The organism is Vibrio sp. VB16, from assembly GCF_015594925.2.
Taxonomy (GTDB): domain Bacteria; phylum Pseudomonadota; class Gammaproteobacteria; order Enterobacterales; family Vibrionaceae; genus Vibrio.
In genome coordinates, this window is sequence record NZ_CP087590.1 from 662,301 (window position 1) to 674,331 (window position 12,031).

Here is a 12,031-nt window from a genome sequence, read left to right on the forward strand (position 1 = left end):
TTTTTGATCTTCTGTCTGACCCGTTATTTAGTGGAATTAGTATTGTTGTCTTCTGGTTCTGAAATCTGATAAAGCTTATGTTCATCACAAACCGTCTCACAATTACACACCTGATCGACACCGACATTGTTTAGCCCACCACAGCTTCCCTGTATGGTTTTTTTATTAAAAATGACGCCAATGGCCATTAATAAAATAACGATCAGAAAAAAACCAAAGGTTATGAGCATCGTTGTCATGTCGAAACCTACCTTTTATCTAGCGGAGATAGAGACGATATAGGATTCATCTGTCTGAACATCGCCTTTCCATGCCTGGCACCACGTTTCTCTGCACCATGAAGGCCCGCACGATGATGACCAGCGCCATGATGGTCACTGCATCCGCCTGACTGTTCCGAGCAACCACATGAATGTCCAGAGCATCCCCCTTTTTGCAGATGTTTCTTTGAAGGACGACCTTGCGTTGATTCAGTTAGTTCGATCATCGAGCTACTTATCGCCGAGGCGACGGGTGTTTGCTGTGAAACTTGAAACACACGAATGCCGGAACTGAGTAATTTTCCTAGCGCTCGCTCACCTATGTTGCGCACGATGACCGCATCGGTTTTCATTTTTTTAATGAGCGTGATGCTCTCTTTTTTGTCGCTACAAGACGAATTACCACCTGCTGCGGGGTTGATTGCGTCGTGTATAAATGAATTGTCTGCATTTATAAAAGCGAATTGCTTGGCTTTCATAAAGTGGTTAGCGACGCATTCTCGGCTGTGTGGGATAGCATAAATCATTGTTCTGACTCCTTATTTTCTAGAACAAGTGCATTACCTTCTACGAGACAAGAAGCAACCTTAAATCGAGCTAGATTTACAATATTGCCAAAAGTCTGCCTTGAAACTCCCATTTGATCTGCTGCTTCCTGTTGACTCAATTTCTCAAAGTCAGCGAGTCTTATCGCTTCGAATTCTTCAGCTAGTATCTCTACCTTCTTTAGTTTTCCGAGCGGTATCCCATTGGGTTTAAAGCAGCTGTGTACAGGTCGCCCACAAATGCGACGGCATTTTTTGGGTCTGGCCATAATTTCTCCTAAAAGAGTTTCAATTAAACTATACGTCAGTTATTGGCATATGCCAATAAAAAGGTTGGGTTAATTTATAGCATATGCTATAAATTATGCATGAAAGCCGCTTTAATCACTAGGGTAAAAAATGAGAAATGTTAAGCCAAATAGCCACAATAACTGTATTGCATGTGGTGAGTCGAACTTCAACCCCAACTCACTACAATTGCAGTTTGCATCTGTCTGCGAAAATAGCGTTATGACAAAGATAAAACTAGATGAATCCTACCAAGGGTATCCGAACGTGTTGCATGGTGGAGTGATCAGCACCTTATTGGATGCGGCGATGACACATTGCCTGTTTGCTCGACATTTAGAAGCCATGACAGCAGAGTTGACCGTTAGGTTCATTAAACCCGTACCGATTAATCAAGAGTTAGTCGTTGTTGGAACTTGTGTTGCGGAACAAAGGGGAATGTATAAATTGACCAGTTTTATTTCATTAAATGACAATATATTGGCACGCGCTAAGGCCAAATTTCTTCTAATAAAAGCGTAAATTATTGTAAATACCTCTCATTACCAAACACATCAGACTAGACTTATTAAGAAAATGATCCGATGAGCTTAATCAACCGTAGAATACCCCGTTGATCGATATTTCTATAAAAGGAGAAAGGTGAGTATGGATACATCAAGTCAGTTAAAAGATGATACGCAAACTTTAAGGCCAATCCCACAGGAAGCTTTTGATTGGTATGATGAATACGCGCACGGCCTCATTGATCGTCGTGAATTTATGGCACGATTAGGTGGGCTTGTCGCCTTGGGTTTTACCATGACGGTATTGACTAGTGCTTTGATTCCCAATTACGCCAATGCTGAGCAAATTTCATTTAATGACCCTTTAATTAAAGCCTCTTATGTCAAATATGATTCTCCAAAAGGACATGGAGAATGTCAGGGGTATTTGGTTGTGCCAACAAAATTAGAGGGTAAAGCGCCTGTCGTATTGGTCATTCATGAAAACAGAGGCCTTAACCCTTACATAAAAGATGTTGCTCGACGCCTCGCGGCGCAAGGTTTTATCGCTTTTGCTCCTGACGGGCTGTATCCGTTAGGTGGTTATCCGGGTAATGATGATGAAGGACGTACCATGCAAAAAGGCATGGATAAAGTAAAATTAGAAGAAGACTTTATCGCCGCGGCTCAGTTTCTGAAGTCTCATGAAATGAGCACCGGAAAGTTAGGTGCGGTTGGTTTTTGTTATGGTGGTTATATTGTCAATATGCTTGCTGCAAGCATCCCTGAGCAACTTAATGCAGGCGTTCCATACTATGGCACTCCTGCGGCAGAAGCGATTCGAGGTAAAGTTAAAGGGCCGCTTTTACTGCAATTTGGTGAGTTAGATAAACGGGTAAATGGCACATGGCCGGATTATGAGAAATCATTGATGGCGAATAAAGTGGATTACACTGCCCATATTTATAAAGGTGTCAATCACGGCTTCCACAACGATTCTACGGGTAGATATGCGCCGGATGAAGCGGAACTTTCCTGGACAAGGACGGTTGAATTTTTTAATCAACATTTAGTGTAATGGAAGGGGCTCTTGTTACCCTGAAGAGCTCGGTTTCAACGTTTGATACTTAACTGTTCTATACTTTAGACACGAAATTAACAACGTGTAGAAATTATGTGCGGAAGATTGAACATCATAGATGACCCGTTAGCGGAGGCCGTGAGTGCGGCATTAGGCCTACGTTTTTTTGCTAAAACCAACTCTAACCTTTGTCCCTCTCAACAGGTTTCTGTTGTTGGAAGAACAGATTACTCAATGCATCAATTTGAACTTTTGTGGGGGGTTAAACCGAGTTGGGCCAATCGTGTGATCATCAATGCTCAGGCTGAAAGTGTGGCGAGTAAACCGACGTTTAGCGCGTCATATATAAGCCATCGAGTTGTTGTTCCTTGTTCCGGTTGGTATGAATGGAAAGAAGAGAAAGGGAGTAAACAGAAATATTTGTTTTCTGATATTGAAGACAAACCGCTTTATATGGCGGGTATCGCATTAGCAAATAACCAGAATATGGTGACGTTAACCACTCAACCTAACCTACAGTGCGCAGCCATTCACCATAGAATGCCGTTGTTACTCAAAGATAGTGATGTGGACTCTTGGCTATGTGGCTCAGTAGTGCAGGCCAATGCGTTATTGGCTCTGCCCTATCAACGAGAGCTGAACATTACGACGAGCGATCCGCTACCTCAACAAGGGTTTCTTTTCTAGTTACAATCGAGTCTGGTTGCCATCTTAGTACTATCCGTCAGGGATTGGGGCAATGAATACGCTAATCGTGGTTGCAGCGCTTTTAGGTCCGTTATCGTGCTGCAAAAATCAGCATTTTTGTCTATATCTTGAGACATAATAAATACAGCCGCTTCGCCTTTGCTAAGGTTTTTATTCGGTTTGTAGACGATCTTGTAATAAGCAGAAGGTATTTTATGAGATTCATCGGCGGCAGGTAATACCATGGCGTTGTCTGAATAAATCGGCCCACTTATTACATATAACGAGTCTCTAAATTCGGCTTTCTCTCTTACCTTGCTTTCGAGTTCTTGCCATGCATTCTGATTTAAAGCACTTGATTGGGGGGTGATATTACTTAAGTAATTTAATGTGTACCAATATTTGTTGCCGGTAAAGCTGGCGAGTGGAACCTGATGCCCTCTGTCGGTTTTTAGCTGTTTATAAGCATTCTTGTAATCTTTCTCTTCTAGTGTTTCATCTTCTGAAAGCAGGGGTTGATTCTTCCAGTTCCTGTTTGTGTGCGTGCCAAAGTTTTGCACATCCACTTCATAGGCAACCCAGTCAGCAAATTTTGTGGTGGGATTTTGAGATAACGCATAAAGCCGTTCAAATATCATGGTATTACCATCAATTTGGATCTCTGGACAACCGACAGGACAGTGTGGACTTTCTATTTTTGTTGATGAATTTGCCACGGATAGAGGCAAAGACGCTAAGAAGAAGAAAGCGAGATTTTTCATTATTATATTCCTAACCGTACATAGTACTGATTAGGTTAGCAGGTTGCTGTGCGGTATCAAGGTAGAGAGGTGACGTCCAATGGTTTTTTTTGAGGGACAAATGGTGGGTTAGAAGTGTTGGATTGATGATGCCGCCTGCAATTATAGGTAATGAACATTGGATGTATTTATTTGTCTTCGCAAAATTGGGCTATCTTTAAATTAAACAATTATATAGGGACAGAAATATGAGTTTTGATTGGGTAGAGTGGTTTGGGTATTTAGCGTCGTTAGTGGTATTGGTTTCACTGACTATGACTTCCATCATTAAACTTAGGGTGATCAACTTTATTGGTTGTGTCCTATTTGCGATGTTCGCGTACTTTATAGACTCGTACCCTACAATGTTCATGAACATTGGTATCGCGGGCATCAATATTTATTTCTTATGGAAAATCCGAACCACTAAAGAACAATTTACCTTAATTACCGAGTCGGTTGGCTCAGAATACTTTGATTATTTTGTTTCAAGTTATAAAAGTGAGATAGAGCTTCAAGTGTCTACAACGGAGTTAAAAGGAGCTGATACGGCCTTTTACATGTTGAGAAACAACAGTATTGCTGGTGTGCTCGTGGGCAATATAAGCCCTGAAGGTGAGCTATCAGTATTACTCGACTACGTTACACCTGAGTATCGTGATTTTAAGTTGGCCCACTATTACTATGTCTCTAACCCTAATGTGATTAAAGATAGAGGAGTCAAGGTACTGAAAGCGAACGCTACAACCCCCGAGCATAAAGAGTATCTGCTTAAAGTTGGCTTCCATATAGTGGATGAAAATGAAGGGGTATATTTTAAAGAGCTCTAGGTTTGATAAAGGCAGGCCCATTGATGTCTACGTCACTACCTCCATATTGTTGATCTATCACTTTTCCAGATTAGTATTAAACGTTCAATACGTGTAAAAAATGGGTTAGCGAAGGCTAACCCATGAACTGACTAAGGGGAATTTTAGTGTTGTGTGTCAGCCTCAAAATACGGTTTATATACATCGGCTAATGACTTGTTTTTTGCTTTATGTTTTCTTTTTTGTGTGATTGATGGGGGCGTTTCTTGTGATTTGATTGCTTCGGCGTGTTGTTGTGCTGAATGTTGAAAGTGTGAACTTTGCTGAGCCATTTTTCGGGCTTGATTGACTCGATTGATTACATCCTGGAGCATAAGCAGTACCTCACTTCAATGAGAAATTAAATACATACTGTTCCATTTAACATTAGTCTTACTTGCGAATTTAGTCAACCTAAAATTAATACGCGTAGTCTTTGTTTTAGTTCGTATTAAGCAAGGAAATTCAATTGGTTATGTAGATGTATTATGAAGTTCAACATCGGTCGTTAGGTAATACTTGTTTATCCGAAATGAACGAATAAACGACGTGCGTAACTGAGGTTCTTTTTTCGTAATGCTCACGGAATGGTTGATAATTATCGGTGAGCAAGGATAATGTTTAGCCCTCTCAACTCCATAATGTGCCCGTAATGCGCCTTGATAAATTTATTTGTAAAAGTACTGAGTTAACAAAAAATGAAGCGATAAAACGGATAAACGCGGGTGACGTTTTGGTTAATCAATGTATTACGACGAACGAGTCGACTCAGGTGCATGAAAACAATACGATAATGTTAAATGGCGCTGAATTAACGGCTCGTGATTTTCGCTATATTATGATGCATAAACCCGCCGGTACTATCTGTTCAAATATCGATGAAGCCTACCCATCTCTGTTTAATTATTTAGACATTGAAAAAACCACCGAGCTGCATATTGCGGGTCGCTTAGATGCTGATACAACCGGATTGGTTTTGATTACGGATGATGGACGTTGGTCGTTCAATATCACGGTACCTACGAAGCAGTGCAACAAAGTCTACCGAGTCGGTTTGTCGCGTGTGATTTCGGATGATGTTGCCTTAACGTTTAATAAAGGCGTGAAGTTACAAGGCGAACAGCAATCAACGTTGCCTGCCATATTGGATGTTATTGGCCCCAAAGAAGCGCTTTTGACCATCACTGAAGGTAAGTTTCATCAGGTTAAGCGTATGTTCGCCGCCGTAGGTAACCGCGTAGTTTCGCTTCATCGTGAGGAAATTGGAGATGTTTGTTTGGATGTTGCGGTTGGACAGTGGCGCTACTTGACCAGCGATGAAATTCATTCCTTTACCAAGTAAGTTAATCGACGGGAATGTACGCCTAGATATTCCAAGTTCGTTGAACGTTGAACAAAAAATAGAGCATTCTGCGAAGGCAGAACACTCTATTGAATCTTAATAGAGCGGACAGTAAAAACTGGCCATAGTCTCAATTAAAGCGCGTTAGCCACTTTATCGGCGACTTCTGGAGATACCCATTTTCTCCAGATCTCAGGCTGCTCAGCCAAGAAGTACTCCATGGCACCTTCGCCATCGGCCTGATTCTCTTCTATCCAAGCGAGTACTGCACTCATCTCTTTATTGGTAAAGCTACGCTTGTTCAGGTAATCCGTTATTTGAGGTTCGCGAGCGGCGAATGGTTCAGTGATGATAGTCGCCACTGTTGACGGTGGATACATGGTGACTTTAGGCGATTCACAATCATCGATTGTGGTGCAACTAAGAAACTCTTCGATATCGATGCCTGAACCGAAATCGACTTTGACCATATCGTATCGACCAAAGATTGCGGTTGGAGCCCAGTAGTAACCAAACCAAGCTTCTCCACGTATGTTAGCCTTGGCAAGCGAGCCTGATAGTCCCGCACTTGATCCTGGATCAATTAGGTCAAAGCCAGCTTCATCCAGTTTTAGAGCTCGAAACAGATTGGTTGCCGAAATTTGGCAGTTCCAACCAGCAGGACAGCCATAGAATGCTGAAGCATCAGGGTTTTCTGGGTGTTTAAATAGTTTAGCGTGCTTGATCACACCTTCAATAGTCGCCATCTCTGGGTATTTGTCCACCATGAATTTAGGGACCCAAAAGCCTTCTTCACCACCATCGCTCAGTGAAGCACCGCCATAACGTATCCGTTTGTCGGCGACACCTTGATCTAGCAGCTTTTTAGTCGCATTCGTCCACATCTCAGGTGCGATATCGGGCTCACCTTTCTCGAGCATCGACGTACTGGTTGGTGTGGTGTCTCCCGGAACTAATGATGCCTCGCAACCAAAACCTTCCTCAAGAATAAAACGGTCGACGCTCGCCATAAAGCTCGCAGACGTCCAGTTCATATCTGCAATGGTTACTTCTCCACACCCTTCATCGGCTTGTACCGAGTGGCTCACGACAAATAGCAAAGCTAATAGTCTGATTTTCATTTCTCTCTCCATTTAGTGACATACGTCCATATTTTGGTCGATAGAATACACAAAATATACTTAGAGCTCAATTAATTACTTTGCTGGTGGTTAATTGACAAGAGCAAATAGGCAAACGTAACAAAGTGCATGATGTAGACATTAACCCAGTAAAATAGATGTTTTTCACCGATATCCACTCATTTTTACAGAGGGGCAATTAGCGGATCATTTTAATTGTTAAATGATGTAACATTATTTTAATTAGAGTACTAAGTATTTTGTGGAGGCTTTATGATAGATTGCCATTTTTTTTCGCGTGGATTCGTAACCGTTACGGTAGAATTTCTACTGATTAGGCTGAATCAGTATGAGATTTTTACCGTACGATACGCATCAATGATGGGTTGAACGTTGGTGGTGTTACCTTGTTGAATACGGCGGTAATGGTTAAGCGTTTTATTCAAGTATTTTTCAGCTATTGCAGCTTGAACCGATGATTCAGATTGCCAAATTTTTTCACCAACTGGACCAATTTTCCTGTTTTCTTCTTTCGTTGACGAAACCAGAATAATTTCATAGAAGCGTTGGTTATCTTCAACGAGAACTTCGTGTTTCAATCGATAATCAAGTTCGATTAGCTTCTGACGTAATGCAAATTGGTGATGAACAGGACAGAGTAAAAAATCAATATCTAATCCTGAATGCTTTTGATTAATCGCATCGATGAACTTGATCATCAAATCACCACCAACGCCTGCAATGATAATTAGGGGCTTCCCTTCATATTGCTCCAAAGGTAGCTTGGCGATGTCAAGGCAGTGAGTCTCCCATGCTGAACTTGAGTAAAAACGATCAAGCTTACGGTTTAACTCAGCCATTAGCTCGGGCACAATATCAACAAAATGGACCGTTGAAGAGACCTGACGAGACAGTAAAGCGGCACCAAGAAAGCCGTGATCACAACAGCAATCCCAAACGTGGGCATAGCCTGATGTCACCATTTGTTCTATTTGTATTAATCTCTTACTAAGCTTCAAGGAAACCACCTACTAACGGTTAAAAACGAGCGCATTGTAATGGTTTTCTAACTTTTAGCGAAGAGGTTAGCCGAGTTTATTATGCTGCCTATCTTTTCTTTACAGTGACGGTTGGTTTAGCAAATTATGTTGCCGTCTAAACCGTAAATAGTGTTAATATTTTTTTGTCTGAGGGGCGATTTGTCACTCTCACACTACATCTCATATGTTATCAACAATAAGGACACCTGAGTGCAAAAGCGTTTTATTGATGGCTCGACCCTGTATCGACAACACCGTTTTACATTGCCGCTGAATTATCAAGATGGTGAAGGTGAACAAATACAGGTGTTCGCCCGTGAGCTTGTTGAATTAGCCAAAGATAGCCACGATCTTCCTTGGTTGGTTTACTTTCAAGGTGGCCCTGGTTTTCCGTCACCACGGGTAAGCAGTGAGTCGGGTTGGTTAAAACGAGCACTTCAAGACTATCGCGTTCTTTTGTTAGATCAGCGAGGTACAGGTAACAGCTCAGTGGTTAACCAAGAATCACTCGCACACCTGTCTGCTGAGAAGCAGGCCGAATACCTTTCTCACTTTAGAGCGGATAATATCGTGCGCGACGCAGAAGCGATTCGTGAACAGTTTGGTATCGAACAATGGGCCACGCTAGGGCAGAGCTTTGGTGGTTTCTGTACGCTGTCTTACTTATCGTTATTTCCACAAAGCTTATTACGTTGTTACGTGACAGGCGGCATTCCTTCGATTTATCGACATGCCGATGATGTTTATATGGCGACCTATAAGCGGGTAATGGATAAGAATAACGCGTTCTTTGCTCAGTTCCCGCAAGCACAAGACATGTGCAGTGATATAGCCCAGTACTTACTTGAAAACCGAGTGACACTACCGAATGGTCAACACTTTACCGTTGAACAATTTCAGTTGATTGGTATTAATCTGGGGCGTGGAGGGGCAAACCTGCCGCTCTATTATACGCTAGAAAGTGCCTTTATTGAGGTGAACGGCGACAAACAACTAAGCTACGGATTTTTGAGCCAAATGCAGCAAGAGCAGAGCTATCTCACCAACCCTATCTACGCTATTTTGCATGAATCTATCTACTGCCAAGGCTTTGCATCAAACTGGTCAGCGCATCGGGTTCGTGAACATTATTCTCAATTTAACTATCGAATAGGGGATAGGTTCTGGTTCACAGGGGAAATGGTATACCCATGGATGTTCCGTCAGCTAAAGACATTAGAACCGCTGCGTGAAGCGGCAAATAGGTTAGCAGAGAAAGAAAACTGGGGAGATCTGTACAACGCTGAGACGTTGAGTAAAAACAGAGTACCGATCGCTTGTGCTGCCTATGCCGATGACATGTACGTTGAGCTTGATTACACCCGCGAGACATTGGAGAATATTCCGATGTCTAAGGTATGGATTACCAATGAATATGAACATAACGGTCTCGGTGTCGATGGTGAAAAGATCCTGGACCGTTTAGTGATGATGGCGAATGCGTTAGATAACCTACCCAAATAGCCCACGAATTTTCAAGAATAAAGCCCAACGGGGAAAAGTATGACAAAGAAAGTAGTGCAGTTCGAATACGAGAAAGAGACAAAGAATAGTGTTCGCTATAAGGAAGTTCCTGATGAAGGAACTGCGCCTATTCTGGGTTCTCTGTATGTTCAGAAATGGTTTGCTGGTAATTGCAAATCGTTAGAGATAACCATTGATAAAAAAGATGACTGACAATCAATAAGGGAAGGTACACGGGCGTTTTACGATCCGGAAGTACTTTCCCTTATTCAAACTAGAACCGTTGCTTCTTAGTTGTCACCGCTTGCTGGCAATAAAGTGTTTATGCTTGACGGTTCTTAAGCATATCCAGTGCAACTGCTTCTGCGATTTTGATACCATCAATACCGGCAGATAAAATGCCACCAGCGTAGCCAGCACCTTCACCACCTGGATACAAACCGTGAGTATTAATGCTTTGGAAATCAGCACCCCGTTTAATTTGGACCGGAGATGAAGTACGCGTTTCAACACCTGTTAACATTGCGTCTTTACTATCAAACCCACGAATTTTCTTAGCAAATGCAGGCAGAGCCTCGCGAATCGCGTCAATGGCAAAGTCTGGTAACGCATCGCTTAGATCCGTCATTTTTACGTTCGGCTTATAGGATGGTTCAATCGCTTCAAAAGGCAGGCCCTGACCAGCCGCTAAGAAGTCACCCACCATTTGTGCCGGGGCGTCGTAGTTACTTCCGCCCATCACATAGGCGTTACGTTCAAGCTTACGTTGCAATGCCACACCCTGTAGAGGATCGTTGTTAAAATCTTCTGGAGAAATGCCCACCACAATTGCGCTGTTTGCATTGCGTTCGCTACGAGAGTATTGGCTCATACCATTCGTCACAACCGCATGCTCTTCCGATGTCGCAGCAACCACAACGCCACCGGGACACATACAGAAGCTATATACCGAACGACCATTTTTGCAATGATGCACAAGCTTGTAATCTGCGGCCCCTAGAATGGGATGCCCAGCATTTTTGCCAAACCGAGCTTGGTCAATCATCGCTTGTTTGTGTTCGATACGAAACCCGATCGAGAAAGACTGCGCTTCCATATGCACACCTTTATCATGCAGCATCTGGAACGTATCACGGGCACTATGACCGATAGCCGCTACAACATGTCTACTGTTGATCACTTCGCCGCCGTTTAGCTTCACACCCGTCACATGTTGACCGTCACCAGTGCCTTCAATGTTTATCTCTTCTACGCGTGTTTCAAAGCGAATTTCACCACCGAGTTCAATGATGTTAGTGCGCATTTTCTCGACCATGGTCACCAATTTGTAGGTACCAATATGCGGTTTGCTTACATAAATAATTTCTTCTGGTGCACCAGCAAGAACAAATTCGTTTTTAACTTTTAGGCCAAGAAAGCCGGGATCTTTTACTTGGCTATATAGTTTGCCGTCAGAAAACGTACCCGCGCCACCTTCACCAAATTGAACATTAGATTCTGTATTCAATTCGCTAGTACGCCAAAAACGGAAGGTGTCTTTCGCACGCTCGTGTACGGATTTGCCGCGCTCCAATACAATAGGCTTAAAGCCCATTTGAGCCAAGATTAACGCCACAAATAAACCACATGGGCCCATTCCGATCACGATAGGACGTTCAGTTAAATCAGCGGGTGCGCTAGCAACATATTTGTATTCGGTATCGGGAGAGACTCGCACGTTTTGATTTTGCTCAAATCTTGTTAATAGCTGTGCTTCGTCCACCTCTTTTAGCGTTACATCTAAGGTGTAAATTAGGGTGATTTGATTCTTTTTTCGTGCGTCATAACCACGTTTAAATACATGGATATCAACCAGCTGTTGCTCAGATATAGACAGCGTCTCTAAAACATAATCTTGTAACGCATTTTCACTGTGATCCAGCGGTAATTTTACTTGGTTGAGACGTATCATGATTCACCTGATAATTGGCCGAAAAAATAATCGCGTAGTCTACGTGATCTCTCTCAAAAATGTAATAAACATTATCACGCGAAAACAACAGCTCTTAGATA

15 protein-coding genes are annotated in these 12,031 nt (G+C 42.5%); 7 read left to right on the top strand and 8 right to left on the bottom strand.

Features of this window, described 5'->3' with window-relative positions; translation table 11 throughout:
• Window positions 1-23: 23 nt before the first annotated feature.
• The 3 genes from nqrM to IUZ65_RS03230 are packed head-to-tail and all read right to left on the bottom strand — an operon-like array spanning window position 24 to window position 1,074.
• Window positions 24-239 carry a (Na+)-NQR maturation NqrM gene (gene nqrM, locus IUZ65_RS03220; protein WP_195702363.1) on the bottom strand — a complete coding sequence of 72 codons (216 nt, stop codon included), beginning with the start codon at window positions 237-239 and terminating at the stop codon, window positions 24-26.
• 8 nt (window positions 240-247) lie between these two features.
• The gene (locus IUZ65_RS03225) at window positions 248-787 is read right to left on the bottom strand and encodes a NifB/NifX family molybdenum-iron cluster-binding protein (RefSeq protein ID WP_195702364.1); all 540 of its coding nucleotides are present in this window, start codon (window positions 785-787) and stop codon (window positions 248-250) included.
• Window positions 784-1,074 carry a DUF134 domain-containing protein gene (locus IUZ65_RS03230; RefSeq protein ID WP_195702365.1) on the bottom strand — a complete coding sequence of 97 codons (291 nt, stop codon included), beginning with the start codon at window positions 1,072-1,074 and terminating at the stop codon, window positions 784-786. The genes IUZ65_RS03225 and IUZ65_RS03230 overlap by 4 nt, the downstream gene beginning before the upstream one ends.
• Window positions 1,075-1,204: 130 nt before the next feature.
• On the opposite strand from IUZ65_RS03230, the gene IUZ65_RS03235 reads away from it, so the two are divergent.
• From IUZ65_RS03235 to IUZ65_RS03245, 3 genes are all read left to right on the top strand, one after another.
• Window positions 1,205-1,615, top strand: a complete 411-nt coding sequence (locus IUZ65_RS03235) for a PaaI family thioesterase (protein WP_195702366.1) — start codon at window positions 1,205-1,207, stop codon at window positions 1,613-1,615.
• Between the two features lie 126 nt (window positions 1,616-1,741).
• Entirely contained in the window at window positions 1,742-2,656 is a 915-nt protein-coding gene (locus IUZ65_RS03240) for a dienelactone hydrolase family protein (protein ID WP_195702367.1), read from the top strand.
• A gap of 108 nt (window positions 2,657-2,764) precedes the next feature.
• Complete coding sequence (locus tag IUZ65_RS03245) at window positions 2,765-3,346, top strand: SOS response-associated peptidase family protein (RefSeq protein ID WP_229637969.1); 582 nt, start codon at window positions 2,765-2,767, stop codon at window positions 3,344-3,346.
• On the opposite strand, the gene IUZ65_RS03250 is transcribed toward IUZ65_RS03245, so the two are convergent.
• Window positions 3,343-4,107 carry a DNA/RNA non-specific endonuclease gene (locus tag IUZ65_RS03250; RefSeq protein WP_195702369.1) on the bottom strand — a complete coding sequence of 255 codons (765 nt, stop codon included), beginning with the start codon at window positions 4,105-4,107 and terminating at the stop codon, window positions 3,343-3,345. The genes IUZ65_RS03245 and IUZ65_RS03250 overlap by 4 nt on opposite strands.
• 227 nt (window positions 4,108-4,334) lie before the next feature.
• Here IUZ65_RS03250 and IUZ65_RS03255 point away from each other — a divergent pair, with 227 nt between their 5' ends.
• Window positions 4,335-4,955, top strand: coding sequence for a hypothetical protein (locus IUZ65_RS03255; RefSeq protein ID WP_195702370.1), 621 nt, complete (start codon window positions 4,335-4,337; stop codon window positions 4,953-4,955).
• Between the two features lie 143 nt (window positions 4,956-5,098).
• On the opposite strand, the gene IUZ65_RS03260 is transcribed toward IUZ65_RS03255, so the two are convergent.
• Window positions 5,099-5,308: a hypothetical protein gene (locus IUZ65_RS03260; RefSeq protein ID WP_195702371.1), complete on the bottom strand. Its 210-nt coding sequence runs from the start codon at window positions 5,306-5,308 to the stop codon at window positions 5,099-5,101.
• A 317-nt stretch (window positions 5,309-5,625) separates the two neighbouring features.
• On the opposite strand from IUZ65_RS03260, the gene IUZ65_RS03265 reads away from it, so the two are divergent.
• Window positions 5,626-6,315 carry a pseudouridine synthase gene (locus IUZ65_RS03265; RefSeq protein ID WP_195702372.1) on the top strand — a complete coding sequence of 230 codons (690 nt, stop codon included), beginning with the start codon at window positions 5,626-5,628 and terminating at the stop codon, window positions 6,313-6,315.
• A gap of 134 nt (window positions 6,316-6,449) precedes the next feature.
• On the opposite strand, the gene IUZ65_RS03270 is transcribed toward IUZ65_RS03265, so the two are convergent.
• Window positions 6,450-7,436 carry an ABC transporter substrate-binding protein gene (locus IUZ65_RS03270; protein WP_229637970.1) on the bottom strand — a complete coding sequence of 329 codons (987 nt, stop codon included), beginning with the start codon at window positions 7,434-7,436 and terminating at the stop codon, window positions 6,450-6,452.
• Window positions 7,437-7,780: 344 nt separating this feature from the next.
• On the bottom strand, window positions 7,781-8,464 hold the full coding sequence (locus IUZ65_RS03275) for a tRNA (adenine(22)-N(1))-methyltransferase (RefSeq protein WP_331275670.1): 684 nt from the start codon (window positions 8,462-8,464) through the stop codon (window positions 7,781-7,783).
• A gap of 222 nt (window positions 8,465-8,686) precedes the next feature.
• On the opposite strand from IUZ65_RS03275, the gene IUZ65_RS03280 reads away from it, so the two are divergent.
• Both IUZ65_RS03280 and IUZ65_RS03285 read left to right on the top strand, forming a co-directional pair.
• Entirely contained in the window at window positions 8,687-9,979 is a 1,293-nt protein-coding gene (locus tag IUZ65_RS03280; protein WP_195702375.1) for an alpha/beta fold hydrolase, read from the top strand.
• 39 nt (window positions 9,980-10,018) lie between these two features.
• A complete protein-coding gene (locus IUZ65_RS03285; RefSeq protein ID WP_195702376.1) occupies window positions 10,019-10,192 on the top strand; it encodes a hypothetical protein in 174 nt (57 codons plus the stop codon).
• 109 nt (window positions 10,193-10,301) lie between these two features.
• Here the strand turns inward: IUZ65_RS03285 and IUZ65_RS03290 are convergent, their stop codons facing one another.
• A complete protein-coding gene (locus IUZ65_RS03290) occupies window positions 10,302-11,930 on the bottom strand; it encodes an NAD(P)/FAD-dependent oxidoreductase (protein WP_195702377.1) in 1,629 nt (542 codons plus the stop codon).
• Window positions 11,931-12,031: the final 101 nt, after the last annotated feature.